The organism is Streptomyces sp. NPDC006365, from assembly GCF_042870755.1.
Lineage (GTDB): Bacteria > Actinomycetota > Actinomycetes > Streptomycetales > Streptomycetaceae > Streptomyces > Streptomyces xiangluensis.
In genome coordinates, this window is sequence record NZ_JBIAHS010000002.1 from 435,119 (window position 1) to 453,322 (window position 18,204).

General features: G+C 70.1%; 11 protein-coding genes. 6 read left to right on the forward strand and 5 right to left on the reverse strand.

Annotated elements, in window-relative coordinates:
- Positions 1–203: 203 nt before the first annotated feature.
- The 6 genes from leuA (at position 204) to ACFYO0_RS07110 (ending at position 11,210) form a co-directional block, all read left to right on the forward strand.
- On the forward strand, positions 204–1,943 hold the full coding sequence (leuA, locus tag ACFYO0_RS07085) for a 2-isopropylmalate synthase (protein ID WP_388671871.1): 1,740 nt from the start codon (positions 204–206) through the stop codon (positions 1,941–1,943).
- 173 nt (positions 1,944–2,116) lie between these two features.
- Entirely contained in the window at positions 2,117–2,827 is a 711-nt protein-coding gene (locus ACFYO0_RS07090; RefSeq protein WP_388671874.1) for a TerB family tellurite resistance protein, read from the forward strand.
- Positions 2,828–2,975: 148 nt separating this feature from the next.
- Positions 2,976–6,983 carry a tetratricopeptide repeat protein gene (locus ACFYO0_RS07095; protein WP_388671877.1) on the forward strand — a complete coding sequence of 1,336 codons (4,008 nt, stop codon included), beginning with the start codon at positions 2,976–2,978 and terminating at the stop codon, positions 6,981–6,983.
- A gap of 123 nt (positions 6,984–7,106) precedes the next feature.
- Positions 7,107–9,203 (forward strand): MMPL family transporter, encoded by a 2,097-nt coding sequence (locus tag ACFYO0_RS07100; protein ID WP_388671880.1) that lies wholly within the window; start codon positions 7,107–7,109, stop codon positions 9,201–9,203.
- 58 nt (positions 9,204–9,261) lie between these two features.
- Positions 9,262–10,542: a sensor histidine kinase gene (locus tag ACFYO0_RS07105; protein WP_388671883.1), complete on the forward strand. Its 1,281-nt coding sequence runs from the start codon at positions 9,262–9,264 to the stop codon at positions 10,540–10,542.
- Complete coding sequence (locus tag ACFYO0_RS07110; protein ID WP_388671887.1) at positions 10,539–11,210, forward strand: response regulator; 672 nt, start codon at positions 10,539–10,541, stop codon at positions 11,208–11,210. The genes ACFYO0_RS07105 and ACFYO0_RS07110 overlap by 4 nt, the downstream gene beginning before the upstream one ends.
- Positions 11,211–11,407: 197 nt before the next feature.
- Here ACFYO0_RS07110 and ACFYO0_RS07115 read toward each other — a convergent pair whose 3' ends face one another.
- From ACFYO0_RS07115 to ACFYO0_RS07135, 5 genes are read right to left on the reverse strand one after another with little or no spacing between them, the layout of a single operon-like run.
- Positions 11,408–12,343 carry a dihydrodipicolinate synthase family protein gene (locus ACFYO0_RS07115; protein WP_388671890.1) on the reverse strand — a complete coding sequence of 312 codons (936 nt, stop codon included), beginning with the start codon at positions 12,341–12,343 and terminating at the stop codon, positions 11,408–11,410.
- Positions 12,344–12,367: 24 nt separating this feature from the next.
- The gene (locus ACFYO0_RS07120; protein ID WP_388672750.1) at positions 12,368–13,411 is read right to left on the reverse strand and encodes an oligopeptide/dipeptide ABC transporter ATP-binding protein; all 1,044 of its coding nucleotides are present in this window, start codon (positions 13,409–13,411) and stop codon (positions 12,368–12,370) included.
- Between the two features lie 56 nt (positions 13,412–13,467).
- Positions 13,468–15,468 (reverse strand): dipeptide/oligopeptide/nickel ABC transporter permease/ATP-binding protein, encoded by a 2,001-nt coding sequence (locus ACFYO0_RS07125; RefSeq protein ID WP_388671893.1) that lies wholly within the window; start codon positions 15,466–15,468, stop codon positions 13,468–13,470.
- A gap of 20 nt (positions 15,469–15,488) precedes the next feature.
- Positions 15,489–16,451, reverse strand: a complete 963-nt coding sequence (locus ACFYO0_RS07130) for an ABC transporter permease (RefSeq protein WP_386353372.1) — start codon at positions 16,449–16,451, stop codon at positions 15,489–15,491.
- A 24-nt stretch (positions 16,452–16,475) separates the two neighbouring features.
- Positions 16,476–18,104, reverse strand: coding sequence for an ABC transporter substrate-binding protein (locus tag ACFYO0_RS07135; RefSeq protein WP_388671897.1), 1,629 nt, complete (start codon positions 18,102–18,104; stop codon positions 16,476–16,478).
- Between the last annotated feature and the right edge of the window lie 100 nt (positions 18,105–18,204).

Genomic DNA, 18,204 nt, shown 5'->3' on the forward strand with positions numbered 1-18,204 from the left:
CTGAATCCTCCATGGTCCCGCATACTGATACGAACCCTCGCTCGAAGCCAAGCTCCGCTAGCATGCCGAACATCATGCGTTTCGGGCTGCTTCTCCTTAGCTGCCGCGGCGAGGGCCTGTAGTCGAGGCCGACCCCCTCCCCGCGGAGTCTGGCGTTGCGCCGTCGGCCGTCCTTCCGGACACCTTCCAGGAGCCCACGCATCATGGCGAACAGCCAGAACCGCCCGAACCGCCAGCAGTCCACCTCCATGCCGATCCACAAGTACCGGCCGTACGACCAGGTCGACATTCCCGACCGCACATGGCCGGACAACCGGATCACCGTCGCCCCCCGCTGGCTCTCCACGGATCTGCGCGACGGCAACCAGGCCCTGATCGACCCCATGTCGCCCGCCCGCAAGCGCGAGATGTTCGATCTGCTGGTGAAGATGGGCTACAAGGAGATCGAGGTCGGGTTCCCCGCCTCCGGGCAGACCGACTTCGACTTCGTGCGGTCGATCATCGAGGAAGAGGGCGCGATCCCCGATGACGTCACGATCTCCGTACTGACCCAGGCACGCGAGGACCTGATCGAGCGGACCGTCGAGTCGCTGGTCGGCGCCAAGCGCGCCACCGTGCATCTGTACAACGCCACGGCGCCCGTGTTCCGCCGTGTCGTCTTCCGCGGCTCGAAGGACCAGATCAAGCAGATCGCGGTCGACGGTACGCGGCTGGTCATGGAGTACGCCGAGAAGCTGCTGGACGAGCGGACGACCTTCGGCTACCAGTACAGCCCCGAGATCTTCACCGACACCGAGCTGGACTTCGCCCTGGAAGTCTGCGAGGCCGTCATGGACGTCTGGCAGCCCGGCCCGGATCGCGAGATCATCCTCAACCTGCCCGCCACCGTGGAGCGTTCGACCCCCTCCACGCACGCGGACCGCTTCGAGTGGATGTCGCGCAATCTGTCGCGCCGCGAGTACGTCTGTCTGTCCGTCCACCCGCACAACGACCGCGGTACGGCGGTGGCGGCGGCCGAACTGGCGCTGATGGCCGGTGCCGACCGGATCGAGGGCTGCCTGTTCGGGCAGGGCGAGCGCACCGGCAACGTCGACCTGGTCACCCTGGGCATGAACCTGTTCTCGCAGGGCGTCGACCCGCAGATCGACTTCTCGAACATCGACGAGGTCCGCCGCACCGCCGAGTACTGCAACCAGATGGAGGTCCACGCCCGCCACCCGTACGTCGGCGACCTCGTCTACACCTCCTTCTCCGGCTCCCACCAGGACGCCATCAAGAAGGGCTTCGACGCCATGGAGGCGTCCGCGAAGGAGCAGGGCAAGACGGTCGACGACATAGAGTGGGCGGTTCCGTACCTGCCCATCGACCCCAAGGACGTCGGCCGCTCGTACGAGGCGGTCATCCGCGTCAACTCGCAGTCCGGCAAGGGCGGAATCGCGTACGTCCTGAAGAACGACCACAAGCTGGACCTGCCGCGACGGATGCAGATCGAGTTTTCGAAGATCATCCAGGCGAAGACGGACGCCGAGGGCGGCGAGGTCACCCCGAAGGACATCTGGGCGACCTTCCAGGACGAGTACCTGCCGAACCCCGAGAACGCCTGGGGCCGCATCCAGCTGAAGAACGGCCAGTCCACCACCGACAAGGACGGTGTGGACACGCTGACCGTCGAGGCCGAGGTGGACGGCGCCGAGACCACCCTGGTGGGTACGGGCAACGGCCCGATCTCCGCGTTCTTCCACGCGCTGCAAGGTATTGGTTGCGACGCCCGCCTCCTTGACTACCAGGAGCACACGATGAGCGAGGGTGCCTCCGCGCAGGCCGCCTCGTACATCGAGGTCGCGATCGGCGACAAGGTGCTGTGGGGGATCGGCATCGACGCGAATACGACACGGGCCTCGCTGAAGGCGGTCGTCTCCGCGGTCAACCGCGCGACGCGATAAGCCCGTTCACCTGCTTTTCTCCGGCCCCGTCCGCCACCTCGGCGGGCGGGGTCGCAGCGCGATAACCGGCCATGTCGCCGAGTGACCTCGTACGGGGTACTGACTCCGCGTCGACGATGTGGCTAGCATCACGCCAGCGCGGCGATGATGCCGCGGGGTCAGGGAGGTGCGACGTGCTGCCAGGATGGGGACGAAACGGCCGGTTTGTCCGCGCTCGCGCGCTTGGCGTTTCCCGCGTCCTGGGGACCCGTACCGCGTGGACCACGGTCGGTGACGGCGAGTTCTTCTGCCCCGGCTGCGGAGGCGACCGCAACTACCAGCGCCTCGCAGGCCGCCGCCGCTTCACCCTGCTCGGCATGCCGGTCCTGCCGCGCGGCGCCACCGGACCCGTCGTGGAGTGCGCCGCCTGCCGCCACCACTTCGGCGCCGACGTCCTCGACCACCCCACCACCACCCGCTTCTCCGCCATGCTGCGCGACGCCGTCCACACCGTCGCGCTCGCGATCCTGGCCGCGGGCGGCACCTGTTCCCGTACGTCCCTGGAGACGGCCGCCGACGCCGTACGCGCGGCCGGCTTCGAGGACTGCACCGAGGACCAGCTCGCCGCGCTCGTCGAAGCCCTCGCCGCCGACACCGGCCGCGTCCACGGCGGACCCTGCGGACCGGGCCTGACCATAGAGCTCCACGAGGCGCTGGACCCGCTGGCCCCGCACCTCGCCCCCGCCGGCCGCGAGTCGATCCTCCTCCAGGGCGCCCGCATCGCCCTCGCCGACGGCCCGTACACCCCCGCCGAGCGTGATGCTCTCGCTACCGTGGGCGCGGCGCTGACGATCTGCTCGGACGATGTGACGAAGCTGCTGGCCGCGGCGCGGACCCCATCCTGAGCGGGGCGCGGACAGTCACCTGAGTGGTGCGTGTACACCTGCCGGAGCGGTGTCCCGAGTGGGACCCGAATACCCTCCTGACCGGCGCCCCCGCCCCGTTCCACACGGCACAATCGACTTCCTGGCCGACGCGCGGGCGAGGGGGAGCATGAGGCACGCCATTCGCTGGGCGCTGGTCGTCGCCCTCGACCTCATGGCGTTCACCGGTGTCTTCCTCCTCTGCTACCTCGCCGAGCTCCCGCTGCTGCCCGCCTCCGACGACAGCCGGGTCGCTCTCGGGATCGCCGCAGCCACCGTCACGGCCACCGCGGGAGGGGCATGGGGCGCCTGGTGGGCACCGCGTACGGCCGGCGCTGCGGCGGGTGCCGCCGACCCGCCGGTGCCGGGCCCGCGTCTGGAGTTCCCGCACTCGACGGTCACCGTCACCGCGCACACCGTCGATGGCACACAACCCCAACTCCGGGTCCGCATGGGCGACCTGCCGCGCCGCCCCGTCGGTTTCCAGCCGCGCGAGGACCTGCTCGCCGACCTCGCCACGGCAGCGGGGCGCGGGGGGCTCACCGTCGTACACGCCGTCACCGGGGCCCGCGGCGTGGGCAAGACCCAGCTCGCCGCCGCCTACGCACGGCGCCGCATCGGGGAGGACTGGCCCGTCGTGGCATGGATCACCGCGGAGAACAGTGGCCAGCTCACCTCCGGACTCGCCGATCTCGCCGGTCAGTTGGGCGTAAGGGAGGCGGACGACGACACGGAGACGGCCGCCCGCGCGGCCCTCACCTGGATCGGCCGGAACCCAGGCCCCTGCCTGGTGGTCCTCGACAACGCGACGGACCCGGACGAAGTGGCCCGGTGGCTGCCCACGGCCGGCGACGCGCAGATAGTGGTGACCGCCACGTCGCAGGTCTTCGAGAACCTCGCCGCCGAACGGGTGGATGTCACGGTCTTCACCGAGGAGGAGTCTCTCGACTACCTCTCCCGGCGCACCGGAGAGGCCCACGACGTCGAAAGCGTCCGTGAACTCGCCGAGGAACTGGGCCGGTTGCCCCTCGCCCTGGCCCAGGCCGCCTACGTCATCCGCACCCGCGGCACGGGCTGCCGGACGTACCTGGACCGGCTGCGTGCCTTTCCCCTGCGGAACGTCCTGGACAAGGTCCCCGGCGACCCGTACCCGCACCGGGTGGCCGAAGCCATCCTCATCGCGGCGGAACAGGCCGAGCAGCGCGACCCGGACGGACTGGTGCGCGTCCTCCTCGAAGTGCTGTCGGTCCTGTCGCCGTCCGGTGTGCCGCGGGACCTGCTGTTCGGAGTGGTGCGGGAGACCGCTGACCACGAGGCGGGAGCCATGGACGCGGCCCTGGGCGTGCTCATCCAGGCCTCACTCGCCACCCGGGCCGGCGAGGACGCGGTTGTCGTGCACCGGCTGGTGCAGCGCGTGGTGCGCGAGCGCGGCCAGGACGGGCCGGAACGGCTGCGTGCCACGGTCGGGGCGGCGGCCCGGCACCTGTGGAGCGTGCTGGTACCGAGGGGTGAGGCGTGGGAGCGGCGTGACCTCGGCGGACAGCTCGTGGATCAGATCGACGCGCTGTGGACGGCGGCCGTCGGGGACCTGGCGGCGTACCCGGACGAGGAGCAGGAAACGCTCGTACGGTTGCGCCGCTGGGCCGCGTACGACCACCTCGCTGTCGTGGGTGGTACGCCACGCGCCCTGGAGTGGGCGGAGCAGACGAGGAGCGCCTGCGAGGAGGCGCTGGGGGTGGAGGCGGGGGCCTCGTTGCTCGCGCTGGAGACCGTGGGGGACCTGCTGCACTGGACGGGCCGCACCGAGCCCGCCATCGCCGTGCGCGGCAGGCTGGCAGAGCTCAGCGAACGGATCCACGGTGCGGACGACGATGCCACCCTGGCGGCCCGCAGGGACCTCGCCTTCTCGTGTAAGTCGGCCGGACGGTACGACCGGTCGGTGGAGTTGTTCGAGGACGTGGAGCGCACGGTGCGGCGGCGGCACGGCGAGGACCATGCCGACACCCACTCCGCCCGGGGCGACCTGGCGGGCGCGTACGCCGCCGCGTCCCGGCTCGGCGAGGCCGTCCGCGTGATCAACCGCATGCGCGCGGAGTGGACGCGCGAGGCGGAGCCGAGCGCCCAGAGCCTCGACTCCTGGCAGAGCCTGGCCGACATGTACGGCTCCGTGGGCCGCGACGAGGAAGGCGTGAACCTGCTGCGGAGCTATCTGGAGGAGTGCGAGGAGACCCACGGGCCGGACCACGGCGCAACGATCTGGGCCCGGAACAACCTGGCCATGAACTGCCTCGACGCCGCCCTGTACGACGAGGCCCTGGACGCCGCCCGGCGTGCCCTGGCCGATGCGGAACGCACGTTCGGGCCCGGAGCCGAGGACACGACGGAGACACGGGACACCGTCGCCGTGTGCCTGCAGTGGCTCGACCGGGACGACGAGGCGGTCGCGCTCTTCCGCCAGGTGGTTCGGGAACGTATCGCACTGCACGGCCCGGACCGCCCCGAGGTGCTTGAGGCACGCGGCCAACTGATCTGGTCTCTGGACGAGGCCAGACGTCACCGGGAGGCCTACGAGGCCCAGTCCGAGCTGATCGCGGACTACGAGCGGCTGTTCGACCCCGACGACCCCCGCACGCTCTCAGTCCGCCGGTTCCACATCCACCTCTGTACCTCGGACGGCCGCATCGAAGAGGCGGTCGAGACGGCCCGACTGGTCCTGGCCGACCACGAGCGGATCTACGGAAGCTCTCATCCACGGACCGTGGACGCGTCCGTCACGGTGGCCAACGCCCTGTCCGCCGCCTCACGCGACGACGAGGCCGCGGCCCTGCTGCGGCGGACGCTGGACGTCGCCGTCCGGAGCCTCGGCAGCGGTCATCCGCAGGTCTTCTCGTCACGCGGGCTCCTCGCGTACACCCTGACCAGGCGAGGGGACGGAACGGAGGCTCGCACGCTCCGCGAGGAGAACCTGGCGGAACGCATACGGCTGTACGGGGAGGATCACCCCGCCACGGTTTTCGACCGCAGCCACCTGGCCGACGCGCTCACCTGGTGCGAGCTGCATGACGAGGCACTCGACCTGCACCGCAGGGTCGCGGACGACGCGGCCCGCATCCACGGCCCGGCGCACCCCACGACGCTCAACGCCCAGCGCTGGCTGGCTCAGGCGTACGCTTCGGCGGGCCGGTACCGGGAGTGCCTCGACGTTTCCACGCGGGTGCTGACCGATGTCGAACGGCGCTACGGGAGCGACAACCTGGTGACCCTCGCCACCCGCAAAGAGCATGCCTCCGCGCTGCGAGCGGCCGGGCGCGGGCGGCAGGCCCGGCGCTTGGACCGCGAACGCCACGCCGCCTACGCGCGCACCCTGGGACCAGAGCACCCCTACACCGTCGTCGCATTCGACGACGTGGCCGACGGGTACCGCGCGGTCCAGCGCCGCATCAAGGCCCTCCGGATCCGCACCTGGGTCCAGCGGGTCACCGAGGCCCGCTTCGGTCCTCTGGGCCAGAGGACCCTCGGGACGCGTCGGCGTCTCGGCACCGCCTGGGCCTCCGTCGGTCTTCCGTGGCGGGACGTCTCCGTTCAGCGGCGTCTGCTGGACGAGCTGACCACGGCGTTCGGCCACGACCACAGAGCGACGCTCGGGCAGAAGTCCTGGTACGCGGACGCCCTGCGCCTGGCCGGCCGGTGGAGAAAAGCCCTGGAGGTCGCTCGCACCCGACGAGCCGACTACGAACGGGTGCACGGCCCGGACCATCCATGGACGCTCACCGCCCGCGAGTTCGCCGCCTTCACGGCCCGCAGCACCGGGCGGGTCCGCGTCGCCCGCGCCGAGTACGCCGCTCTGGCCGACGACCGGATCCGCCTGCACGGACCCGACCACCCCCTGGTCCACGGAGCACGGATCAGATACGCCTACGCGACTTTGCGGGCGCTCCACCCGCACCGCGCGGTGGCGCTCTTCGACGTGGCGCTCCACGACGCCGTGCGCCTCTTCGGAGCCGAAAGCCCACAGGCCCGGTACCTGGCGCGGCGCTTCGTACCGCTCAGCCTGGCCACGGGCCATTGGGGCAGGGCGAGGGCCGCCCTCCGGCTGCGCCGCCGGCTCGCCGTACCCCCTGTACTCCCGCAGGAGTAATCGCGGCCGTGGGACACCCCTCGCAGTAGCGCCCAACTCGCCCCCACGCCCGACGAATGCCTCCCCTCATGACGGGAGTCTGGTGGATGTCCAGACAGCCGTCCAAGGGAGGGGGACCCCGCCATGGGGCCCGGAAAGACAACCACGCGTACGCGGCGACGAGCCGTGCCCTGGGTGCTGCTCGGGCTCTGGGTGGCCGTGCTCGCCTTGACCTCGCCGTTCGCGTCCAAGCTGTCCGATGTGCAGCACGACCGAGCCGTCGACTATCTGCCGGCGAGCGCGGACTCCACCCAGGTCGCCAAGATCCAGGAGCAGTTGCCCGGCGGCGAGACCACCGAGCTGGTGCTCGTCTACCACCGGGACGGCGGGCTGACCACCGCCGACCGTGAGACGGCGGCCCGGCAGGTCGAGGAGATCGCGGGCGCCGGCCAGCTGACCGGGACGCCCAAGGGGGTGCCGTCCGAGGACGGGACCACCTTGATGTACCCGGTCGCCAGCAACGAACCGGGTATCGACGAGAAACTCCGGGACGAGTTCGTCAACGACGTACGCGATGTCGCCCAGGGGGACGGCGGGCTGAGCGTCGAGGTGGGCGGCCCGGGGGCGCTGGCCACCGACGCGAGCGAGGTGTACGAATCGCTCGACGGGCCGCTGCTCTACACCACCGTCGGCGTGGTCGCGATCCTGCTGATCCTCATCTACCGCAGCCCGCTGCTGTGGCTCGTTCCGCTCGCCGTCGCGGGCGTCGCCAACTACCTCTCGATGGGCGTCGCGTACGGCCTCAACTCGGCGTTCGGCACGACCATCTCCGGCCAGAGCACGGGCATCATGACGATCCTCGTGTTCGGCGCGGGCACCGACTACGCGCTGTTGCTGATCGCCCGCTACCGGGAGGAACTGCGGCGCATCGAGCGGCCGTACGACGCCATGCGGGCCGCCCTGCGCGGCTGCGGCCCTGCCGTTCTCGCCTCGTCCGGCACGGTCGCCGCCGGACTGCTGTGCCTGCTCGCCGCCGACCTCAACAGCAGCCGCGGTATGGGGCCGCTGGGAACCGTCGGCGTACTGTGCGCGCTCCTCGCCATGCTGACGCTGCTGCCCGCGCTCCTCGTACTGCTGGGCCGCCGGGTGTTCTGGCCGATGGCGCCCGCGTTCGGGAGCCGGCCGAAGGAGCGCAGGTCGCTGTTCACCGCGATGGGCGGCTCCGCGGGGCGTCGGCCGCTGGCCGTGCTCGCGGGCGGTGTGGTCCTGCTCGGCGCGCTCGCGACGGGCATGCTGAACCTGCCCGGAGCGGTCAAGCAGGAGGACTCCTTCGTCGACAAGCCGGAAGCGGTCGTCGCGATGGAGACGCTCGCCGCGGCCTACCCCGAGCGGAGCACCCAGCCGATCAATGTGATCACTCCCAGCGGGCAGGTCGACGAGACCTTGGCGGCGGTGCGTGACCATGACGGTGTCGCAGGCGCCGAGCGGGGACGCAGCGGGGACGGCTGGACGGAGATCTCCGTGATCGCCAAGGACCCGCCCCAGTCGGCGGGCGAGACCGCAACGATCGAGTCCCTGCGCTCGGAGCTCGACGGGTCCTACCTCGGCGGTCCGAGCGCCGAACAGATCGACCTCAAGGACACCAACGCCAGCGACATCAAAGTGGTCGTGCCGCTCGTCCTCGGCTCCGTGCTGCTGATCCTGATCGCGTTGCTGCGCAGCCTGGTCGCCCCGCTGCTGCTGGTGGCCGCCGTGGTCGCCGTGTGGGGTGCGGCGCTCGGCATCGGCGGACTGGTCTTCGGCCCGGTCTTCGGCTTCGAGGGAACCGATCCCGGACTCGGACTGCTCTCCTTCGTGTTCCTGGTCGCCCTCGGCGTCGACTACGGCATCTTCCTCATGCACCGGATGCGCGAGGAATCCCTGTCCGGCAAGGAACCCGTGGCCGCCGCGCTCACCGCGCTGCGGACGACGGGGGGCGTCATCGCCTCCGCGGGCCTCGTCCTCGCCGCGACCTTCGCCGTGCTGCTGAACATGGGCCTGGTGCAGCTGGTCGAGCTGGGCTTCGTGATCTCGGTCGGAGTGCTGCTGGACACCTTCCTCGTACGGACGTACCTGGTGACCAGCGCAAGCGTCGCCCTGCGGCGGAAGATGTGGTGGCCGGGCCGCCTGTCGCGCGAACCGGAGCCGGATCCCAGTGCACAGGAGCCGCCGCGACAGCAGGAGCCTGTCGCAGTTCCGTAGACACCGCGGGCGTCCCTCCCACTGCCGGAGGGACGCCCGCCTGACGGAAGATGGAGCAGTGCCGCGCCCCCAATCCCTCATCGAGCGGGCCCTGACCGCCGTCAACCACCCTCCGGCGGTCCCCTCCCTGCGCAACGACGCGCACCTCGCCGCCGCGGTGGCCGCCCTCACCACGGTCATGGCCCTCTTCATCAAGGACGGGCGCCAGCCCGATCTCCTCGCGTGGCTGCTGCTGCTGGGCGCGCACGTCCCGCTGATCTGGCGCCGGCGCCACCCCATGGCCGTGATGCTGGCCGTGGTGGCCTGCATCGCCCCGTACCACGCGCTCGACTACACGCACAGCGCCCCCGTTCCGGCGACCCTGCTCGCGCTCTACACCGTCGCCGTCACCGGCAGCGCCCGCCGCACCCTGCTCATCGGGACCGTCCTCATCGGCATGACCCTCACCGTCAACGCGGTCACCAATCCGGACGGACTCGCCGAGATCATCCGCATCACCGGCTGGCTCATCTCCGTACTGCTCCTCGGCGGCTACATCCGCGTCCACCGCCAGTACCTCGCCTCCGCCCTGGAACGTGCCGAACGCGCCGAACGCACCCGCGAGGAGGAGGCCCGCCGCCGGGTCGCCGAGGAGCGGCTGCGCGTCGCCCGTGACCTGCACGACCTGCTCGCGCACAGCATCACGCTCATCGGCGTGCAGACCTCCGTCGCCGCCCACGTACTGGCCGCCGACCCGGACCGCCTCGACCGCGAGGCCGTCGCGAAGGCGTTCGACGACATCGCCGACACCTGCCGCACCGCCCGCGGCGAACTCCGCACCACCCTCGAGGTGCTGCGCGCCGCCGAGCGCGGCGACGGCCGCGGACCGCTGCCCGGCCTCGACGGCATCGCCCACCTGGCGGAGACCGCCCGCACCGCCGGGGCACGGGTCGAGCTGACCGTACGGGCCGACCACGCGCCGCCCGCCGTGGGCGCCGCCGCGTACCGCATCGTGCAGGAGGCGCTGACCAACTCGGTACGGCACGGGGGACCGGGGCTTTCGATCCGGGTGCACGTGTACGAGAAGGACAGCGCCCTGCACGTCTCGGTCGCCGACGACGGCACGGGGCCGTGTTCCACGGACACCCCCGGGTTCGGTCTCGTCGGGATGCGGGAGCGGGCGCGGAGTGTGGGCGGCACACTGGACGCCGGGCCGGGGGCCGCCGGGGGGTTCGAGGTGAGCGCCGTACTGCCTGAGCTGCCTGTACTGTCCGCGCCGCCCCCGTCACCCGCGCCGCCCCCGTCACCCGCGTCGTCCGCGGCGTCTGCGTCGTCCGTGCACCGAGAAGAGGCCCGATGACCCTGATTCGTGTTCTGCTCGCCGACGATCAGACCCTTGTACGGTCCGCCTTCGCGATGCTCGTCAAGTCGGCCGGGGACATGGAGGTCGTGGGGCAGGCGGGTACCGGGCGGGAGGCCGTGGAGCTGGCTCGGTCGGAGCGGGCGGATCTGGTGGTGATGGACATCCGTATGCCGGACCTCGACGGGATCGAGGCGACCCGGCTCATCGCCGCCGACGAGGATCTTGCCGGGGTCAAGGTCCTCGTCCTGACGACGTACGACACCGACGAGCACATCGTCGAGGCGCTGCGGGCCGGAGCGTCCGGGTTCCTGGTGAAGGACACCAAGCCTGCCGAACTCCTCGACGCGATCCGTACGGTGGCCGCGGGCGAATCGCTCCTGTCGCCCGGTCCGACCTCGCGTCTGATCGCCCGCTTTCTGCGCGCGCCGCATGCCATGACTCCCGCGGCGGGCGGGCCCGAGGAGCTCTCCGAGCGGGAGCGGCAGGTGCTGGCCCTTGTCGCGCGCGGGCTCAACAACACCGAGATCGCTGAGGCGTTGGGGCTCTGCCCGCTCACGGCGAAGACCCATGTCAGCCGGATCATGGGGAAGTTGGGGGCGCGGGATCGGGCGCAGTTGGTGATGGTGGCGTATGAGTCGGGGCTGGTGGTACCGGGCGAGGTGTGAGGACGCCGTGCCCCTGCGCTGAATAGCTGAGCTGGGCAGACACGCCCCTCAGGGGCGCGGGGCTGTGACATATGCGGCTCCGCCGCGGGGGCGCGACCAGCCACGACGGACCCGCAGCCGACGCACAACCCCTCAAGGGGGCCCGGGGGCGTAGCCCCCAGTTTCGGGAAGGGGCGGGCTTGGGGAAAGAAAGACCCCTACAGCAACCCCGCCGCCGCCAAAAACTTCCCCACCCGCTCAACCTCCCCCGCCGACAACGGAACCTGCGGCTCCGCGGTCACCGGGGAGTCGATGACCCCCCGCAGACACAGCGCGGCCTTGAACGCGCCGAGTCCCGACGAGCTCCCTCCCATCCGGGCCCGGTCACCGACGTGGACCATCCCGAACAACGCGCACAACCGCTCCTGTTCGGCCCGGGCGCGCTCCCAGTCGCCCGCGCGGCAGAGGCGGTGGAGACGGACGTACCCGTGCGGATCCACGTTCCCGAGCCCGGGCACGGCCCCGTCCGCCCCCATCGCCAGCGCGGTGTCGACCACCAGCTCCGACCCGGTCAGCACACTGAACCCGGCCACAGCGGGATCCATACGCGCCCCCATCACAACGGCCCGAAACCCGCCCTCGTCCCCGCTGGAGTCCTTCAGTCCGGCCAACACCCCGTCAGCGGCCAGCTCCAGCACCAACTCCGCACTCAGCTTGGTATGGACGGACACCGGAATGTCGTACGCGAAGACCGGCACCGAAGACCGCGAAGCGATGAGGCGGTAATGGCGGGAGATCTCCGCCGGATGGGTCCGCGTGTAGAACGGCGCCGTGACGACCACCGCATCAGCACCCGCGTCCGTGACGTACCGGACGTGATCGAGAACCCGAGGAGTCGTCATGTCGATGGCACCCGCGAGAATGGGCAGTTGACCACCCACGTGGGCGACGACCGTCTGGACGACAAGACGACGATGACGGTCGGTCAGGTACGCGGCTTCGGACGAAGAGCCGAGGACGAAGAGCCCGTGGACCCCGCCCTCCACCAGATGATCGACAAGCCTGAGGAGCGAGGGTACGTCCACCTCGCGGTCCGGTGTCAGGGGCGTGCAGACGGGTGGAACGACACCGGTCAGCGGGGCGGAAAGGGTCATCAAGGGCTCCCTGGTACTGCTGCTCTATGACTTCTCGACGGGGACATCGGCCATGGCGGTGGCCTCCGGAAGCGCGGTGACGGCCTGCGCCACCAGCTCACGTGTCGACTGCTCCTCCTCCACAGGATGATGGCAGCGGAAGCGATGCCCGGAACGCGACGCGTCCGCGAAGCCGGGCATGACCTCGGCGCACCGGGAGTCGGCCTTCCAGCAGCGTGTACGGAAGGGGCAGCCGCTGGGGGGACGGGTCGCCGACGGGACGGGGCCCACCAGCGGTATCGGGTCGATCGGGTCCAGCAGACCGGGGGTGGCGGAGAACAGCGCGCGGGTGTACGGGTGCCGGGCCCGGTCCGTCACCTCGTCGGCGGGGGACTCCTCGACGATCCGCCCCAGATACATCGTGATGACGCGGTCGCTCATCCGCCGCACGGTCTGGATGTCGTGCGAGACGAAGACCAGGGCGAGTCCGAGGCGTTCCTTCAGGTCCAGGAGCAGGTTGAGGATCTGGGCACGGACCGACACGTCCAGCGCGCTGGTCGGTTCGTCCGCCACGACGAGGTCCGGTTCGAGTGCCAACGCCCGTGCGATCGCCACGCGTTGACGCTGGCCGCCGGAGAGCTGTCCGGGGAGTCCCTCGGCCAGGACGCGCGGGAGTCCGACCAGGGACATCAGCTCCCGTACGCGTTCCTCCCGTTGCCCGCCCGTGCCCCGCCTGTGCACATCGAGCGGGTCGCGCAGGATCTGCCGTACCGTCAGGCGGCGGTTCAGGGCGGTCGACGGGTCCTGGAAGATCATGCCGGTGTGGGCGCCGACCGTGGCCCGCCGCTCGGCCGGCTTCATCGTCCACAGGTCACGGCCACGGAAGGACACCGTCCCTGACGTCGGCTTCTGTACGCCCACCAGGACCTTGGCGAGCGTCGACTTGCCGCAGCCGGACTCGCCGACGACGCCCACCGTCTCGCCGGGCGCGATGGCGAGGTCGGCGCCGGTGAGGGCGTACACGCGATCGCGCGAGAAGAGGCCGCCGGTGCGCGCCTTGTGGACGACGTGGGTGTCGGAGAGTGTGATGACCGGGCCCGCTTCAGGGTCCTGCGTAGCCTCACCGTCCCGCTTCACGGCCTCGCTCAATTCACGGCCTCGCTTTCCGTCGGCTCGGTCGTCGCCCCAGCGGTCGTGGGCAGGGCGAGCGCCGGGTGGTGGCAGGCGACCTCGTGGTGTCGGTGCGGGCCGGTCAGCCGGGGTGCCGTCGTACGGCAGACGTCGGTGGCCATCGGGCAGCGGTCGGCGAACCGGCAGCCCGCCGGGAAGTCGGCGGGGGAGGGGACGACTCCCTTGATCTGCGTCATCCGTTCCGCCGCGCCCTCCAGGGAGAGGACGCTGCCCAGCAGCCCGCGCGTGTAGTGGTGTGACGGGGACTCCACGAGTTCCGCCGTGACGCCGGACTCCACGATCTGGCCGCCGTACATCACCACGACCCGGTCGGTGACGTCCGCGATGAGCGCGAGGTCGTGGGAGACGAGGATCAGCGCGAAGTCCAGCTCTTCGCGCAGCCGCAGCAGCAGTTCGATGATCTGCGCCTGGACCGTGACGTCCAGGGCTGTGGTCGGCTCGTCGGCGACGATCAGCTTCGGCTGTCGGGAGAGGGCCATGGCGATCAGTACGCGCTGGCGCTGGCCGCCGGACAGTTCGTGCGGGTAGCTGCGCAGGGTGCGCTCCGGGTCGAGGCCGACCAGTTCCAGGAGTTCGGCGCCCGTACGCTTGCCGCCGCGCCGTATCACCTGCCCCAGCTGGGCGCGGATCGTCATCGCCGGGTTCAGGGACGACAGGGCGTCCTGGTAGATCATCGCCATGTCGTGGCCGAGGAGCTTGCGCCGTACGCGCATCGGCTCGCCCACCAACTGACGCTGGTTGAACCGCACATGGCCGCGTACCCGGGCCCCCTTCGGCTCAAGGCCCATCACCGCGAGCGCGGTCAGCGACTTGCCGCAGCCCGACTCACCGACCAGGCCGAGCACTTCACCGGGCTGTACGTCGAAACTGATGCCGTCGACGATGTCCACACCCCCGTGGCGGGCATCGAAGCCGATGGCCAGGTTCTCGACGGCGAGCACCGGCTGCTCCTCGCGCAGTGGCCGGGCCCGGGAACGCAGCCGCTGGGCCGCTTCCGTAAGCCCCGGCAGTTCGAGGACCTTGCCGCTGCCCGGCTCGGCGGTCTCCAGACGGTCCTTCTCCACGGACGTACGCGCCGCCTCGACGTCGCGTGCCGTAGGCGCCGCCCAGGCGTCCGACACGCCCTCGGAGAGGATGTTCAGCGACAGCACCGTGATCAGCATCAGCAGCCCGGGGAACACGGTCGCCCACCAGCCGCCGGTCAGCACCATGTTCTTGCCGTCCGCGATGACACTGCCCCAGGACGGGTCCGGGGGCCGTACGCCCGCGCCGATGAACGACAGCGAGGCCTCGAAGACGATGGCCTCGGCGACCTGCACGGTGCAGAACACCAGCACCGGGGCGGCGCAGTTGATGGCGACATGCTTCAGCACGATGTGCGAGGTACGTGCTCCTATGACGCGTTCCGCGGTCACGTAGTCCTCGCCGTACTGGTCCATCACATTGGCCCGTACGACCCGTGCGATGGGCGGTGTGTAGAGGAACGCGATCGCGCCGATGAGGACCGGGATGCTGCCGCCGAACACCGCGATGAGCACGGCCGCGAGCGCGATGCCCGGGAACGCCATGACGACGTCCAGGCAGCGCATCACCGTCTCGTCGACCGCCTTGCGCGAGGTCGCCGCGATCGCGCCCAGGAGCGCGCCCACGACGAGCGCGAGCCCGGTCGCGCCGAGACCGATCGCCAGCGACCAACGGGCCCCGTACATCAGCCTGCTGAGGATGTCGCGGCCCAGGCTGTCCTGGCCCATCCAGTGCTCACCGGAGGGCGCGCCCTCGCCGTGACCGTTGTCGATCACGGTCGCCTGGTCGAGCGGGTCGTGCGGGGCGATCAGCGGTGCGAGCAGGGCCGTCAGGACGACGATCCCGATGACGACGACCGCGACCCGCGACATCAAAGGGAGGCGGCTGAATCCCCTCAGCCGGATGCCGGGCCGGGAGAGGGCCTCGGTCATCCGCTTTCGAGACGGCGGCATCATGCTTCGGCACCCCTCAGACGCGGGTTGACCAGCAGATAAAGGATGTCGATGACGAGGTTCACGATCACGAACCCGAAGGCGGTCGTCAGGACGACACCCTGCACGACGGCCGGGTCTCCGTTCTTCACGGCGTCGATCATCAACTTCCCCATCCCCGGCAGCGAGAAGATCGTCTCGATGACGACCGCGCCGCCGAGCAGATAGCCGACCTGGAGTCCGAGCACGGTCATCGGGTTGATCAGCGCGTTGCGCAGTACGTTCCGGCCGACCACGACCACCGGTGGCAGACCGCTGCCGACGGCCGTTCGTACGTAGTCCTTGTCCAGCTCCTCGACCACGGCGGTCCGTACGATCCGGGTGAGTTTCGCGGCGACCGGCAGCGACAGCGCGAACGCCGGCAGTGTCATGGTCTTCAGCCAGCCGCTGAACGAGTCGGCCGGGTTGACGTATCCGCTGGTCGGGAACCAGCCCAGATCCACCGCCAGGTACTGGATCATCAGCAGCGCCAGCCAGAAGCCGGGCGCCGCCACACCGGTCAGCGAGACGACCCGGATCAGCTGGTCGGGCAGCCGGTCCCGGTAGATCGCGGCTGTGACCCCGCCGAGCAGCGCCAGCACCACCGCGATGCCGAGTCCCAGGAACGTCAGCTGCATGGTGAGCGGCAGCGCGGTGGTGACCTGGTCGACGACCGGCGCCCTGGTCAGCGCGCTGACGCCCATGTCACCCCGCGCCAGGTCCGCGACAAAGCCCACGTAACGCACTGGGAGCGGGTCGAGCAGCCCGTTGCGCTCCCGGAAGTCGTGCAGCTGCTCCTCGGTGGGGTTGGCGCCCTGGAAATACGCGGACGCCGGATCGCTGTCCGAGAACCGCATCACGAGAAACACGAACAGGACGATGCCGAGTACGAGCGGGACGAGCAGGGCAATACGGCGGGCCAGAATCCTGACGATCGCGACCACGTACGGCTCTCCTTGCTGTCGCGGCTACGCCCACTTGGCCTGGAGCAGGTTTATCCCCGGGTACGGCTGTGGCCGGATACCCGTCAATTCCTCCGCGTTCCAGGCAGTCATCAACTCGTTGTGGACGACCGGATAGATCACGGCATTCTCCGCGACGATGTCGATGTACTCCTGCGTCATCTGCTTCTTCGTCTCGGCGTCGGGTTCCCGCGTGGCCTCGTCCATGCGCTTGAAGAGGTCCTTGGCCACGGGGTTGTCCGCCCAACGGGCGTACCGCATCCAGGTGTTCTCGGGCCCGTAGTTGTAATGCATGATCAGATCCGCGTCGAGACCGAACTGGTTCGGATTCGACGCGGCGGCGACCACCTGGAAATCCTGCTTCTGGTCGAGTTTGGTGAACAGCGCGGCGGTTTCCTGCGGCTGGAGGGTCGTCTTGACGCCGATGGCGTCCCACGAGGCCTTGATGGTGGGCAGACAGTCCACGATCCAACTCACGTTCACCGCCATGAGGTTGACCGTCAGCCCGCTGACTCCGGCCTCCCGCAGGAGATCCCGTGCCTTGTCCTGGTCGTACGTGTAGACCGTCTTGGCCTTCCGGTAGCTCGGATTCCTCTCGTTGAGGAACGAGCTCGCCGGCTTCCCGTGACCGCGCAGCGCGGCCTGGATCATCTTCTCCGTGTCGATCGCGTAATGCAGCGCCTGCCGCACCCGCACGTCGTCGAACGGCTTGTGAGCGGTGTTGAAGAGCAGGAACAGGTGATTCATTCCCGCTCCGCCCTCGACCTTCATGCCGCCCTTCTCCAGCTGGGAGATATTGGCGTACGGAATGTTGTCGGAGATCTGTGCGCCCGCGCTCGAACCGGAGATCTTGGCGACGCGCGGCGCCGCGTCCACGATCGACAGCCAGTTCATCTTCTTGAACGTGGCTTTTCGGGGCCCGTTGTAGTCGGCGAAGGCCTCGAACGACGTGTTGGACTTCGGATTGTGTGCGGTCTGCCGGTACGGCCCCGAACCGACCGCCTTCCCCGCCGTCGCCTCGTCCAGCGCGCCCGCCTTGGAGAAGACGTGCTTCGGCATGATCTTCGCGAGCGTCATCCGCTGGACCCCGTCCGGGAACGGGAACTTGAGCACCAGCTCCACCGACTTCTCGTCGACCTTCCGTACCTCCTTGAGCCAGGAGCCGAAGAAATTCTTGGCGAGCGTCGTCGTCTTGGGGTCCAGGACACGGTCGAAGGTGAAGATCACGTCGTCGGCGGTGACGGGCTGCCCGTCGTGCCACATCGCGCCCTCCCGCAGCGTGAACCTCCAGGTGGTCGCCTGGAGATCGGCCGGGATCTCGGTCGCGAGGGCCGCGTACGGCTCACGGCTGATCGGATCGGTGTCCAGCAGCCCCTCGTAGATGTGGTGGTTGGCGGCCATCGAGAACGCCGACGCCGTGATCAACGGGTCCCAGCTCTGGTCGTTGCCGTAGCCGATCACCGCCGTGAGCGTCCGGTCTGCGCCCTCGCCCCCGCCGCCCGTCTCGTTCGTGGACTGAGGCCCCGACGAGCAGGCGGACAGCGTCGAGCCGATCGCCGCCGCCGCGCCCAGCGCGCCGGAGTACTTCAGGAACGACCGGCGGTGCAGCGCCGGTGCGTGGGTCGCGTCGCGCACGGTTCCTCCAGCAAGCAGTGGGGAGATACGACGTCCTACGTCATAGGTGCAGCGTGACCATAAGAGGGGGCGTGGGGGCGGTCAAGGGATCGCGCACGAA